General features: G+C 37.6%; 11 protein-coding genes. 10 read left to right on the top strand and 1 reads right to left on the bottom strand.

Going from position 1 to position 15,144, the window contains the following annotated elements; translation table 11 throughout:
- The first annotated feature begins 41 nt into the window (after positions 1–41).
- From rpsL to C8269_RS00125, 10 genes are all read left to right on the top strand, one after another.
- The gene (gene rpsL / locus C8269_RS00080; RefSeq protein ID WP_106459857.1) at positions 42–449 is read left to right on the top strand and encodes a 30S ribosomal protein S12; all 408 of its coding nucleotides are present in this window, start codon (positions 42–44) and stop codon (positions 447–449) included.
- 116 nt (positions 450–565) lie between these two features.
- Entirely contained in the window at positions 566–1,036 is a 471-nt protein-coding gene (gene rpsG / locus C8269_RS00085) for a 30S ribosomal protein S7 (protein ID WP_106459858.1), read from the top strand.
- Between the two features lie 12 nt (positions 1,037–1,048).
- Positions 1,049–3,121: an elongation factor G gene (fusA, locus tag C8269_RS00090; RefSeq protein WP_106459859.1), complete on the top strand. Its 2,073-nt coding sequence runs from the start codon at positions 1,049–1,051 to the stop codon at positions 3,119–3,121.
- A gap of 18 nt (positions 3,122–3,139) precedes the next feature.
- Positions 3,140–4,336 carry an elongation factor Tu gene (gene tuf / locus C8269_RS00095; protein WP_106459860.1) on the top strand — a complete coding sequence of 399 codons (1,197 nt, stop codon included), beginning with the start codon at positions 3,140–3,142 and terminating at the stop codon, positions 4,334–4,336.
- A gap of 550 nt (positions 4,337–4,886) precedes the next feature.
- On the top strand, positions 4,887–6,167 hold the full coding sequence (gene ltrA, locus C8269_RS00100; RefSeq protein ID WP_106459861.1) for a group II intron reverse transcriptase/maturase: 1,281 nt from the start codon (positions 4,887–4,889) through the stop codon (positions 6,165–6,167).
- A 171-nt stretch (positions 6,168–6,338) separates the two neighbouring features.
- Complete coding sequence (pflB, locus tag C8269_RS00105) at positions 6,339–8,594, top strand: formate C-acetyltransferase (RefSeq protein ID WP_106459862.1); 2,256 nt, start codon at positions 6,339–6,341, stop codon at positions 8,592–8,594.
- Between the two features lie 129 nt (positions 8,595–8,723).
- Positions 8,724–9,440, top strand: a complete 717-nt coding sequence (gene pflA, locus C8269_RS00110; RefSeq protein WP_106459863.1) for a pyruvate formate-lyase-activating protein — start codon at positions 8,724–8,726, stop codon at positions 9,438–9,440.
- A gap of 9 nt (positions 9,441–9,449) precedes the next feature.
- Positions 9,450–10,121 carry a Crp/Fnr family transcriptional regulator gene (locus C8269_RS00115; protein ID WP_106459864.1) on the top strand — a complete coding sequence of 224 codons (672 nt, stop codon included), beginning with the start codon at positions 9,450–9,452 and terminating at the stop codon, positions 10,119–10,121.
- A 27-nt stretch (positions 10,122–10,148) separates the two neighbouring features.
- Entirely contained in the window at positions 10,149–10,961 is an 813-nt protein-coding gene (locus C8269_RS00120) for a putative ABC transporter permease (RefSeq protein ID WP_106459865.1), read from the top strand.
- A gap of 64 nt (positions 10,962–11,025) precedes the next feature.
- Positions 11,026–12,363, top strand: a complete 1,338-nt coding sequence (locus C8269_RS00125; protein ID WP_234025813.1) for a hypothetical protein — start codon at positions 11,026–11,028, stop codon at positions 12,361–12,363.
- A 63-nt stretch (positions 12,364–12,426) separates the two neighbouring features.
- Here the strand turns inward: C8269_RS00125 and C8269_RS00130 are convergent, their stop codons facing one another.
- Positions 12,427–15,138: an ABC transporter ATP-binding protein/permease gene (locus tag C8269_RS00130; protein ID WP_106459866.1), complete on the bottom strand. Its 2,712-nt coding sequence runs from the start codon at positions 15,136–15,138 to the stop codon at positions 12,427–12,429.
- Positions 15,139–15,144: the final 6 nt, after the last annotated feature.

Here is a 15,144-nt window from a genome sequence, read left to right on the forward strand (position 1 = left end):
TTTGCCAATTTATTAGATTTTAAAAGAAAAGGAGGTGCATTATGCCAACAATTAATCAACTTGTTAGAAAAGGTAGAAAGAGCGAGAAATCAAAATCAGATACTCCAGCTTTAGGTTACAACTTCAATACTCTTAAGAGTAGAATGACTCCTAACCAATCACCACAAAAACGTGGGGTTTGTACATCAGTTAGAACAGTAACACCTAAAAAGCCTAACTCAGCTTTAAGAAAAATTGCCAGAGTAAGACTTACAAACGGAGCTGAAGTACTTTCTTACATTCCAGGAATTGGACACAACCTTCAAGAACACAGTGTTGTACTAATCAGAGGTGGTAGGGTAAAAGACCTTCCAGGTGTTAGATACCACATCATCAGAGGTACACTTGATACAGCAGGTGTTGACGGAAGAAAACAAGGTAGATCTAAATACGGAGCAAAAAGAGGCTAGTAATTAGTTAAGGTAAGTGCATAATGTGCCTATTAATATAAAGGTATGTCACGCACTTTACGATTAAGATCGAGTACTCAAGATATTACACATAATTGGTAAAGGAGGGAAGAAAAGTGTCAAGAAAAGGACATATACCAAAAAGAGAGGTAATGCCTGATGCCAAGTATAACGACAGAGTTGTAACAAAACTTATCAACAATGTTATGCTAGATGGTAAAAAAGGCCTTGCTACAAAAATAGTTTATGAAGCTTTTGATAAAGTTGAAGAAACTACTGGAACAAACGCTTTAGAAGTGTTCCAACAAGCTATGGAAAATATAATGCCTACTCTAGAAGTTAAGGCAAGAAGAATCGGTGGTGCAAACTACCAAGTACCAATGGAAGTTAGACCAGAAAGAAGACAAACACTAGCCCTAAGATGGTTAGTAAATTTCTCTCGTGCTAGAGGCGAAAGAACAATGGTTGAAAGACTTTCTAAAGAAATTATCGATGCATCAAACAATGCGGGTGCCGCAGTTAAGAGAAAAGAAGAGATGCATAGGGCAGCAGAAGCTAATAAGGCTTTCGCGCACTTTAGATATTAGTTAGGGGGATAGATGCCTAGACAGGTTGCACTTAAAGATACCAGAAATATAGGAATTATGGCCCACATAGATGCAGGTAAAACTACTTGTACAGAAAGAATCCTATACTACACTGGTAAAATTTATAAAATCGGAGATACCCACGATGGAACAGCAGTAATGGATTCCATGGAACAAGAAAAAGAACGTGGTATCACAATAGGATCTGCTGCAACAACAGCATTTTGGAAAAACCATAGAATTAATATTATCGATACACCAGGCCACGTTGACTTTACTGTAGAGGTTGAAAGATCACTAAGAGTACTAGACTCAGCAGTAGCCCTATTCGATGCTAAAAGTGGTGTAGAACCACAATCTGAAACTGTATGGAGACAAGCTGACAAGTACAACATCCCAAGAATTTGTTTCATTAACAAAATGGATGCTACAGGTGCAGACTTCTTCATGGCAGTAGATACAATAAAAGATAAACTAAAAGCAAATGCAGTTCCATTAGAAATTCCTATAGGAAGCGAACAATCTTTTGAAGGTGCTGTAGACCTTGTAACTATGCAAGCAGTCACATATTCATCTGAAGACCTTGGAGCTCATCCAAAATATTCTGAAATCCCAGCTGAATTAAAAGATCAAGCTGAAGAATACAGAAACAACCTTCTTGAAGAATTATCAGAAGTTGATGATACAATCATGATGAAATACCTAGAAGGTGAAGAAGTAACTGAAGATGAAATCAAATCAGCCATCAGAAAAGCAACTATAGCACAAAAAATATTCCCATGTCTACTAGGTTCAGCCTACAAAAACAAGGGAGTACAACCACTACTAGATGCAATTATAGACTACATGCCAAGCCCAGTAGACGTTCCATCAATCGAAGGTGTTGATCCTAAAGATCCAGAAAAAGTTCTAGAAAGACACCCAGGAGATGATGAACCTACAGCTGCTCTTGCATTTAAGGTAGTAACAGATCCATACGTAGGTAAATTAATCTATGTTAGAATCTACTCAGGTACAATAGAATCTGGCTCATATATCTACAACGCAACAAAAGGCAAGAGAGAAAGAGTTGGACGTATCATGCAAATGCACTCTAATAAGCAAGAAGAAATCGAAAAAGGTTATGCTGGCGATATCGTAGCTCTATTAGGTCTAAAAGATACAACAACAGGGGACTCCCTATGTGACCAAGATAATCAAATTATCCTAGAACAAATGGAATTCCCAGACCCAGTAATCTCAGTAGCTATAGAACCAAAGACAAGAGCATCTCAAGATAAGATGATCATCGGTCTTCAAAAACTTGCAGAAGAAGATCCAACCTTCCAAACAAAATCAGATGAAGAAACCGGACAAACAATCATCTCAGGTATGGGTGAGCTTCACCTTGAAATCATCGTAGACAGACTTCTAAGAGAATTCAAAGTAGAAGCAAACATCGGTAACCCACAAGTAGCTTACAGAGAATCAATTACTAAAGAAGCAGAAGCTCAAGGTAAGTTTGTAAGACAATCAGGTGGTTCTGGACAATACGGTGATGTTATGCTTAGAGTTGAACCAGGTGAAGAAGGATCAGGAATCACATTCGAATCTAAAATCGTCGGTGGTGCAGTTCCAAAAGAATACATCAGACCAGTTGAAGAAGGTGTTAGAGAAGCTGCAGCAGCAGGTGTACTTGGCGGTTACCCAATGGTAGACGTTCATGTAACCCTATTTGACGGATCTTACCACGAAGTCGACTCATCAGAAGTAGCCTTCCACGTAGCAGGATCAATCGGATTTAAGAATGCAGTACAAAAAGCAGGCCCAGTCCTACTAGAACCAATCGAAAAAGTTGAAATTACTACTCCAGACGAGTATCTTGGAGATGTAATGGGTGATGTATCATCAAGAAGAGGAAAGATAGACGGCATGAATCCAAAAGACGGAATCCACGTACTAGATGCCTTCATCCCACTATCAGAAATGTTCGGATATGCTACAGACCTAAGAAGTAAGACCCAAGGTAGAGCAACCTACTCAATGGGCTTTGACCACTATGCTGAAGTTCCAGCATCAGTAAGAGATGAAGTAATTAATAAATAATTAATATAGGAGAGAAAAATGAGTAAACAAACATTTGAAAGAAGCAAACCACATATTAATATTGGTACAATCGGCCACGTAGACCACGGTAAAACAACAACAACAGCAGCAATCACCCAAGCCCTAAACAAAAAATACGGTACAGGTGAATACATCGATTATGAACACATCGATAAGGCTCCAGAAGAAAGAGAACGTGGAATCACAATCAACACATCAGTAGTAGAATATGAAACAGAAAAAAGACACTACGCACACATCGACGCTCCAGGCCACGCTGACTACGTTAAAAACATGATCACAGGTGCAGCACAAATGGACGGTGCAATCATCGTAGTATCTGCAGCAGATGGTCCAATGCCACAAACAAGAGAACACATCCTACTAGCAAGACAGGTAGGTATACCAAAAATCGCAGTATTCCTAAACAAAGAAGACCAAGTAGATGACCCAGAACTAATCGAACTAGTAGAAATGGAAGTAAGAGACCTACTAAACGAATATGACTTCGACGGCGACAACTGCCCAGTAGTAGTAGGATCAGCTCTAAAATCACTAGAAGAAGGTGGAGAAGGTCCATGGTCAGATAAGATTCTTGAACTAATGGACGATGTAGATGAATACTTCGACATCCCTGAAAGAGACAACGACCAACCATTCCTAATGCCAGTAGAAGACGTAATGACAATCTCAGGCCGTGGAACAGTAGCAACAGGTAGAGTAGAAAAAGGAACACTAAAAGTAGGCGATACAGTAGAAATCGTAGGTCTAACAGAGAAAACATCTCAAGCAGTAGTAACAGGTGTAGAAATGTTCCATAAATCACTAGACCAAGCAGAATCAGGAGATAACGTAGGAGTACTTCTAAGAGGTGTTCAAAGAGACGAAATCTCAAGAGGCCAAGTACTAGCAAAACCAGGTTCAGTACACCCACACACAGAATTCGAAGGTCAAGTATACGTACTAACCAAAGAAGAAGGTGGACGTCACACACCATTCTTCTCAGGCTACAGACCACAATTCTTCTTCAGAACAACAGATGTTACAGGTGACATCCAACTAGAAGACGGAGTAGAAATGGTAATGCCAGGAGACAACGCAACATTCAAGATCACACTTCAAAAGCCAATCGCTCTAGAAGAAGGTCTAAGATTCGCTGTTCGTGAAGGTGGTAGAACAGTAGCATCAGGAGTTGTTTCTAAGATAGTTAAATAATCCCATTTGGTGATTAATTTACAACAATTTCAATAAATTTTAAAAGACAAGCTTCAGGGCTTGTCTTTTTTTGTATGACGGGCATGTCCTAAGGCTGGGGTGAAATTCCCTACAGAGCGTAGTTACCAACGAATCTAATAGCGACCCCGAAGTTTTAGGTGGCGACATCTAGGAGAGAAGAACGGGTAGCGAAATCGTGGCTTGACGAACAGAAACAGAATATAAGGCGTAACAGGTGGGCAAGCTAGCAAGAGATAGCAAAGACCCAAAAGGTAACCGTAAACCCAAAGCGTAAATTCTGCAAGTAAACGATGAAAGTATTAGGACTTATCCCGTGAGGTCTCATAGACGACGCAGTAGTAACAACGAACTATGAGAAGTCAGCAGAAGTCATAGTAGGTGGAAACACCGAAGGACCGAACAATTTAACAGCATAAGCAAAATGTATGTAGCATAACAAATCTGACAGAGAAAGTAGAAGAAACGTAAATGAACTCAAAATCTCACACCTAAGAAAAAGTTATGTAAGCGGAAAGGAGCAAGTGCACACATGGAAGATAATTTAATAAATCAAATCCTAAACCCAGAAAATATGCACCAAGCCAAAGTAAAAGTTATCTCCAATAAAGGAGCAGCTGGAACAGACGGAATAAGTGTAGAAGAAATAGATGAATACATCAAAGAAAATTGGGCAAGGATAAGACAAGAAATAATCGAAAGACGCTACAAACCACAACCAGTACTCCGAGTAGAAATCCCAAAACCAAACGGAGGAAAAAGAAAACTCGGAATACCAACAGTAATGGACAGAATAATCCAACAAGCAATCGTACAAGTACTAACCCCAATAATAGATAAAAGATTTTCTGAAACAAGCTATGGCTTCAGACCAGGAAGAAACTGTCAAATGGCAATAACCAAAAGCCTAGAATACTTAAATGATGGATTTGGATGGGTAGTAGACATAGACCTAGAAAAATTCTTCGACAAAGTGCCACAAGATAAACTAATGAGCATAGTCCATGAGCATATCAAAGCACCAGACACAGAGTCACTAATCAGAAAATACTTAAAAGTGGGAATAATGAACAAAGGTATATACGAAAAAAGTGAAATAGGAACGCCTCAGGGAGGAAACCTATCACCACTCCTAAGCAACATCATGCTAGACAAACTAGACAAAGAGCTAGAAGCAAGAAAGCTTAGATACACAAGATATGCAGATGATTGTCTAATATTTGTAGGAAGTAAAGCAGCAGCAACAAGAGTAATGCATTCAGTAACAAGATTCATAGAAAACAAACTTGGCTTAAAAGTAAATGCAGAAAAAAGCAAAATAACAAGACCAAACAAAATAAAATATCTTGGATTTGGCTACTGGAAAGACAACAAAACAAATCAATGGAAAGCACGAGTCCATGAAACATCATTTAAAAGATTCAAGGATAAAATAAAGAAACTAACCACAAGAAAATGGCCAGTATCCCTAGAATACAGAATCAAAAAGATAAATGAAGTAATAAGAGGCTGGATAAACTACTTTAAAATAGCAAGCATGAAAAGCAAACTAAAAAGTTTTAGCGAGCACCTAAGAACCAGACTCAGAATAATATGCTGGAAAATGTGGAAAGTACCAAAGAAAAGACAATGGGCGTTAAGAAAAATGGGAATAGTAAAAGACCTAGCAAGATTAACATCCTATTGTGGAAACAGATACTACTTTGTAGCAACAAAAACCTGCTTAGTAAGAGCAATCACAAAAGAAAGATTAAGTAAAACAGGCTTAATTGACCCTTATGATTACTACATAAGCAGGTCATGTGTAAATTAAATTGAACCGCCGTATGCCGAACGGCACGTACGGTGGTGTGAAAGGGGCTAGATCTTAGCCCCTATTCGATTGGTCAAGTGACCAAGGTCACATACAAGAAAACTTTTTCCATATATAATATAGACAGAAAATAAAAAAGCATTGCTTTTAAAAAATATATTAGGAGGAAGTATGGAAAAATTAGCATACGATGGATTTAAAGGACAAAAGTGGAAGGATGAAATTAACGTTCGTGATTTTATCCAAGAAAACTACACACCTTATGAGGGAAGTGATGAGTTTTTAGCTCCAAAGAGTGAGAGAACAAGGAAACTGTTTGACCAAGTAGAAGAATTAATTAATAAAGAAATAAGAGATTCTTACAGAAATGCAGATACAAGCAGGTTTTCTTCTATAGATGGGTTTGACGCAGGCTATATTGACAAGGAAAACGAAGTTATAGTTGGTCTGCAAACTGATGAAGTCCTTAAAAGAATAGTTAACCCTTATGGTGGCTACAGGATGGTTGAGCAGTCTCTTGAAGCTTATGGTCAAGAGATGGATCCTGTTCAAGCTAAGTATTTTAAAGAATTTAGAAAAACTCATAATGAGGGTGTTTTCGATGCCTATACAAAAGATATGAGAAAGGCAAGAACTGTGGGACTTTTGACAGGTTTACCAGATGCCTATGGTCGTGGTAGGATAATCGGCGATTACAGGAGAGTTGCCCTTTATGGTATCGACAGGCTAGTTGAAGAGAAGAAAAAAGACTTAGATAAGATTGAAATTGACGAAAATAACCTAGAAGCAAGTATAAGACTTAGGGAAGAAGTTAGTGAGCAAATAAGAGCCCTTGGCAAGATCAAAAATATGGCGGCTAAATATGGTATTGATATTTCAAATCCAGCTACAGATGCTAGGGAAGCTGCACAATTTTTATACTTTGGCTACCTAGCAGCTGTTAAAGAAAACAATGGGGCTGCCATGTCAATTGGTAGAAATGCAGGTTTCTTAGATATTTATATCAAAAGAGATATGGACAGGGGAATCCTAGATGAACTTGGTGCCCAAGAAATAATTGACCAACTTGTTATCAAACTAAGACTTGTTCGCCACCTTAGAACTCCAGACTATGATGAAGTTTTCGGAGGAGACCCAACTTGGGTAACAGAATCAATTGGTGGTATGGGTCTAGATGGAAGGACTCTTGTTACAAAGACAGCCTTCAGATACCTAAATACCCTTATTAACCTAGGATCTGCACCAGAACCAAACATGACGATTCTTTGGGCTGAAAAACTTCCTGAAGGTTGGAAGAAGTTTTGTTCTAAGGTTTCAATTCTTACAGATTCTATCCAATACGAAAATGATGACTTAATGAGAAATATGTATGGGGATGACTATGCCATAGCTTGCTGTGTATCAGCCATGGAAGTGGGCAAGGAAATGCAATTTTTCGGAGCCCGTGCTAACCTTGCAAAATCATTGCTATATTCAATAAATGGAGCAGTTGATGAAAAGAAAAGGAATAAGGATGGCAGCCTAATAAGAGTATTTGAAGATATTGAGCCAATAACAAGTGAATATCTAGACTATGATCAAGTCCTCACAAATTATAAGAAAGTCTTATCAGAATTAGCAGGACTTTATGTTAAAACCCTAAATGTTATCCACTTTATGCATGACAAATACGCTTATGAAGCTGGACAAATGGCCCTTCATGATACCTATGTAAAGAGGAATCTTGCGACAGGAGTGGCTGGACTTTCAATAGTAGCTGATTCCCTATCTGCAATAAAATATGCCAAAGTTAAAGCAGTAAGGGATGAAAATGGAATAGCTGTAGACTTTGAAACTGAGGGAGACTTCCCTAAATATGGCAATGATGATGATAGGGTAGATGAAATAGCTGTAGAAATATTAACCTACTTTAGCAATGAGCTTAAAAAACACGCAACCTATAAAAATTCTAAGATAACCCTGTCAGCCTTAACCATAACATCAAATGTAATGTATGGTAAGAAAACTGGATCAACACCAGATGGAAGAAAGGCAGGAGAAGCCTTTGCACCAGGTGCAAACCCAATGCATGGTAGGGATGAGTCAGGTGCACTAGCAAGTCTAAACTCAGTAGCTAAGCTTCCTTACGAATGTGTATGTGAAGATGGCATTTCAAATACCTTCTCTATAGTGCCAGATGCCCTAGGTAAGGAAGAAGAGGTAAGGATAGAAAATCTAGTAAATATAATGGATGGCTACTTCGGCCAAGACGCCTTCCACCTAAATGTAAACGTCCTACAAAGGGAAAAATTACTAGATGCCTACCATAACCCAGATAAATATCCAAACTTAACAATCAGAGTGTCAGGATATGCTGTTCACTTTAACAGGCTCACAGATGAGCAAAAGAGAGAAGTCCTAGAAAGAACCTTCCATCAAACAAGATAGGAAAATATTTTAAAAATAAATGTAAGGGGGACTCAGTAGAGTCCCTTGGACTTTTCTTTTATAAGATAAGTAGATTTTACTATATACAAGAGAAATAATTTTAAATAAGGATAATTTTAAGGAGTTTATATGAAAGTTCATTCTATAGAAACAATGGGACTAGTTGATGGACCTGGGATTAGGACTGTATTTTTCCTATCAGGTTGCCCTTTAAGATGTGCTTTTTGTCACAATCCCGACACCCAATCTCCTACTTTTGGTAGGGAATTTAGCCTGGATGAATTGGTAAAGATGGCCCTTAGGATGAAACCTTATTATAAAAATGGAGGCGGCGTTACCTTATCAGGTGGTGAGCCTCTTTTTAGTGGAGAATTTGTCCTTGATGCCATAAGAGCTCTTCATAAGGAAGGAATCCATGTGGCAATTGACACTTCAGGTATAGGAAATCCAAAATATAATAGGGATATAGTAAGGGAAGCTGACCTCATTATCCTTGATATAAAACACTATGACCCTTACTTTTTTAAGGCCCTTACAGGAATTGACCAAAAGCCTCTTCGCGAATTTATGAAACTAATAGAAGACTCTTCTACCAGGATTTGGATTAGGCATGTAATGATGCCTTTTGTGACAGATACAAAAGATGATATGGAAAAACTTATCGAATTTATATCTCCCCTCAAGAAGAATATTGATAAGTTTGAAATCTTGCCTTACCATACCATGGGTGTCGATAAATACAAACTTTTGGGGAGAGATTATAGGCTTAAAAATATGGAGCCTATGGATAAGGATAAGGCTAAGGACCTTGAAAAATATGCTAGAGATATGATAAAATCCTTATAGGAGTATTTTATGGATAGAAATGAAATAAAAATTTTATCATATCTTGATGAAAAAGAATTAAATAGCTTTCGAATAAGGCCTCAGATTTTAGAATATAGGAAGGGAGATATCATATTTTCCTTTGGTGATGAGCCTAATTTTATGTATGTCATAATAGAGGGTTTTGTAAAAATTTCTATGTATCTTACAGATGGAAGGGAGCAGATTTTATATACTTACAAGAAGGATGATTTTGTAGGGGCCCACAATCTGTTGACTGATGAGAATTATTTATATGAGGCCACAGCCCTTGATAAGACAAGGGTTCTTCTTATATCAAAAATGGATTTTGATAATATTTTAAAAAAGAACAATGACATCCTCCTTAAGATTTTGGACCAATCCTTTAGGAGGATTAGGAGGAGTGAGGAGCTTATTGATAGGCTGGTTGGCCTAAATGCTGATATGAAGGTGGCCAAGCTCTTGCTTGATCTGGCCTATGATATAGGAGTTGTCAAAAAGGATGGGGTTTTGATTAGATCTCACCTAAGCCGTGAGGAACTTGGCTCTTATTCGGGAGTTGTGAGGGAGACCTTATCTAGGAAGCTTTCTAGCTTTGAAGATAGGGGTCTTATCAAGATTATTGCTAGGGGTAAGATTTTAATTACAAATATAGAAGCTCTAGAAAAGATGACTTCATAATTTGTATAAATGAGGGGAGATGATTTTATGAATTATTACATAGGATATTTTTTTGTCTATGCCTTTATCGGTTGGATAATGGAGGTGGCCTTTCAAGGAGTCCACAGGGGTAGGTTTATCAATAGGGGTTTTTTGAATGGCCCTCTTTGCCCAATTTATGGCTTTGGGGCGTTGGGAGTTATTTATTTTCTGACAGATATAGCAAAGACTAATAAGTTAATCTTATTTCTGGGTTCAGTCTTTATTGCCACAGCCCTAGAACTTGTGGGAGGTTTTTTGCTTGAAAAAATCTTTCATAAGAAGTGGTGGGACTATTCTGGGATGCGTTTTAACCTTGGTGGCTACATATGCCTTGAGTTTTCAATACTTTGGGGCCTAGCTTGTTTTGTCTTATATGAGGCAGTCCATCCTATGGTTGTAAGGTTTTTTACATTCTTGCATCCTAAATTTATTTTTTACACCAATCTCATCTTACTTATAATTTTTGCTATAGACCTTGCCCAAACTATCCTCACCCTTGTCGGCTTAAATAAGAAGTTTAAGAAGCTAGAAGCAGCTAGTAAGGATATTAGGGAAGTTTCTGATGATATTGGTAAGCGTGTCTATGATAGGACTATGGCTATAAAAGAAAAGGGCGAAGAGATTTCTGAAAGACCTGAAATCAAAGAACTTGAAGGAAGGCGTGCTAAGGTTCGCTCTGACCTTAAGGACATAGAAGCAAGGAGAGCTAAGCTTCGTGCTGACCTTATTGATAAATTTGATAAGATGGGTGAGAGAAGAATTATTAAGGCCTTCCCTAACTTACTAGATGATTTGCTTGATAAGATAGATAAGAAATAAACTTAAATATATAATATCTTTGAAATATAGGCAAAAACAAGTATTATCGTTAAGTGGAGGAATTATGAATAAGAAAACAATAACGATAATGCTTGCCTATGTGGGAGTCTTGACCGGAGCAGGACTTGCATCTGGCCAAGAACTCATGCAATATTTTGTATCCTTAGGGATTTCAGGCATGGTCGGCATATCTATAGTAGCAGTTTTACATATGCTCATAGGTGGCGTCCTACTTATACTAGGAAGTCATTATCTAGCAACAGACCATTCAGATGTTTTTAGCAAAATAACTAACCAAGTTATTTCGAAATTTATGGACTTTTCTCTTATATTTACCTGTTTTGTAATAGGTTTTGTAATGATAGCAGGGGCAGGTTCTAACCTTAACCAGGCCTTTGGAGTAAATATAAATGTCGGTAGGGTAATATGTGCCTTAATGATTGTAATAATAGGCATGATGGACTTTGATAAGGTTAGTAAGATAATCGGATCCTTTACACCTTTTATTGTCGTGCTTAGCCTAATTGGAGGAATTTATACCTTTACAACAGCTGATATCAATTGGCAAGAACTTGATAATTTCGCAAGGACCCTACCATCAAATTTCAACTCACTTAGCCTTACAGTTTTAAACTATTTTGGTATGTGCCTGATGACAGCGGTATCAATGGGCTTTGTCCTAGGTGGAGATGAACTTGCAAGCGAAGATGCAGGTAGGGGCGGCCTTTTAGGAGGAGCCATAGCTGGAATCATGGGTATAATCATTGCCTTTACCTTATTTATCAGGATAGAAGATGTTTATAGTCTTGATATACCAATGCTTGAAATAATCAAGGAAATCAATCCATATCTTGGAATCTTCATGGCCCTTATAATTTTTGGCATGATTTTTAATACAGGAATTTCTTTGTTTTATGCCCTTGCCAGAAGATTTTCAAAGGGAGAAGAAAAGAGATTTAGGCTAATGCTTATAGGCCTTACCTTAGTAGGCTTTATCCTATCTTTTGCAGGCTTTAAGAAGTTGGTTTCTATATTTTATCCAATAATCGGCTATGTGGGAATCTTTATGATAGGCCTTTTAGTCTATGCCTACTTTAAGGAAAGACAAGAAATCAAAAAAGAATCCCTAAAAAGAGTCGGAATTAAGCACTATATGAGAAAGAAGCTTGATGAAGATGTAGAATTTACAGAAAATGATGAGTTTAGGCTAAAGAAGCTTATAAACTCTTCTCATATTGATAATAAGGAAATCCTCGAAAAGGCAGAAGAAACTGTACAAGAAGAAATCGACGCTGAAAATGAAGATTATGATATAGAAGATGCCAAAGAAGAAATTTCAGATCTTAAAGAAGAGATTAGTAAACTAAAAGAAGAAATTGACCTTCTTAAAGAAGGCAAATAAAAAGAAGCTTAAGCTAGTGGCCCAACCCTTATTTGGATTGGGACCACCGGTTTGGCTTCTTTTTTATTCAGCAGATAAGGCTTCCACTGGGTCCTTGTTTGCAGCTATCCTTGATGGGATGAGCCCTGCTATTAGGCTTAAGGCTACCGAGATTAGGATTAAGATAAGGGCTGCTTCTAGAGGAAGTTTTGCTCCGATATCAGCAAATCCTGACATTTTTACCATTATCCTTGTTATAAAGATATTTAATATATAGGATAGGCCGACTCCTATGAGACCTGATAAGAGGCCTATTATCATGGTTTCTGCCATAAAGACCTTGTAGATATCTTTTTTGCTAGCACCGATTGCCCTTAGAATTCCAATTTCTTTGGTTCTTTCAAAGACTGAGATATAGGTGATAATTCCAATCATGATTGATGAAACTATTAGGGAAACTCCCACAAAGGCTATGAGTATATAGGAAATTGCTCCAATTATATCTGTGATAGACTTTGAAATTATCCCGATTAGGTCGGTAAAGGAGATTTGATTTTCAATATCTTTTCCTTGGTTATATTCGTCGATAAAGACTTTGACCTTGTCCCTATTTTCAAAATTGTCTACATAGATTGAAATCTTTGATGGATTTTTTTCTTCTATATATCCTAGGTTTTCCAGGTTTTTCTTGTAGGAAAAGTCTTTTAGAAACTCATCGTAAATTTCAAGGAAGGTATTTTTATCATCTTCTTTTAAAAGATAATCTACCATTTGCTTGTTATTTTGAGACTCGTTTGTACTAGCAAGACCCTTGCCTGCCATGGCAAGTTTTTTGCTTTCCTCTTGCATTTTCTTCACCAAATCTTCCTTATTTTGAAGAATCCATCCATTGACTCTTGCAAGGTCAGTTTCGGTTAAATTATTTAGGTAGTCCTTACTTTGCTTTATTTTTTCATCGTCATTTGCTGCCCTAAATTTTAGGCCGTTTAGGACATTGGTATCTTGGTTTTCTATTTGTTTTTTGATAATCTCCTGATTATTTACATAGGCAATCATATCCTTGGTAAAGCCCTCCGTATAGGCTAGGGGAGTTTGAATTATCCTATTGTCATCGTCCTTTGTCTTTTTTGCTATGCCTACGATTTTAAGGGTCTTGGCGTCTTTGATTTTCTCATCTACTTTTGCCTGATTCTCCTTGATAGATACAAAGTTATTGCCTTCTTTTTCGTAATAATCGGAAGGGCTTAGGATTTTATATTCCTTGCCGAGGATTTCTTTTGAATCTAGACTGACCTTTTTGATGTCAACTTTTTTCTTATCATCCAAATCTCTTAGTATATCTTCATATTCTTTTTTTGGAAGAAAGCCTAATTCATAAAATTTGGACCTTAGGATCTGATTGTTGTAGTCGGTGAAAAGGATTAGTTCATTAGGATTTTCTGGCCAATGACCTGCTACAATCTCGTATTCATCCTTGACCATAGGGGAGATTTGTCCATCCTTAGTAGTAATTAGTTGGGATATATTTGGGTTTTGCTTAGAAGCTCCAAAGGCAAATGGAAAATTAAAACCAGCAGGTCTTGAATTTTCAAAATCAGACCCATCTGTATTTACAAGCTCTCCCTTAGGGTCCTTTGTGAAGATGTCAAATTTGCCATCGTAGGTGTAGGAGATAAAGTGGTTTCCGACTTCATTAGATAATTTTTGGTCATTAGCCTCTAAATATGACTTGAATTTCTCAAGGTCATTTTCTAAGCCGCTGCCAGAAAGCTTGGACCTATTTTTAAGGCCTATGTCATTTGATGCGACCTTACTTTGATCTGTGTTTTTATTTTCATCTTCTCCCATTTGGCCGAGGGAAGCTAAGTCGACTGAGCTCTTCTCAATTTCTATAGGATAGGATTTGAGGGCATTTTTCTGGTTTTCTTCGATAAAGTCGCTTGCCCCATTTGATATAGATAAGATTAGAGCAATGCCTATTATCCCGATTGATCCAGCAAAGGCTGTAAGGAGGGTCCTGGCTTTTTTGTTTAGAAGATTGTTAAAAGAAAGGCCTAGGGCTGTCTTAAGCTTTAGGGCAATCTTAGAAATCTTGAAATTATCGGATGTATCAGTATCCTCGTAAGGATTTGAATCTGATATAATTTGACCATCTTTGATACCGATTATTCTTGTTGAATACTCTTCGGCAAGGGACTGGTTGTGGGTTACCATGATTACAAGCTTATCCTTAGCAATTTCCTTTAAAAGGTCCATGATGGCAAGGGATGTTTCGCTATCAAGGGCACCTGTAGGCTCATCAGCCAGAAGGATTTGTGGGTCATTTACTAGGGCCCTGGCAATGGCGACACGTTGCATCTGTCCACCGGAAAGCTCTGAGGGCTTCTTATAAATATGGTCTTTTAAGCCAACTCTTTCTAGGGCTTTGATGGCCTTATCCTTCATATTACCCGTATCCTTATTAGATAGGGTAAGGGAAAGAATTACATTATCAAGGACCGTTTGGTGGGAAATAAGGTTATAGGATTGGAAAATAAAACCTATTCTAACATTCCTATAAAAATCCCAATCCTTGTCGGTAAATTTCTTAGTTGATCTTCCGTCTATAATAAGATCACCTTCATCATAACGCATAAGACCGCCAATTATATTAAGGAGGGTAGTCTTGCCGCCTCCAGACTGGCCTAAGATTGAAACAAATTCATTTTCTCTAAAAGAAATAGATACACCATCAAGGGCCTTTTGTGAAAAGCCTTGAGTGTGATAAATTTTTGATATATTTTTAAGTTTTAACATATTTTT

The organism is Anaerococcus sp. Marseille-P3915 (assembly GCF_900258475.1).
Classification (GTDB): domain Bacteria; phylum Bacillota; class Clostridia; order Tissierellales; family Peptoniphilaceae; genus Anaerococcus; species Anaerococcus kampingae.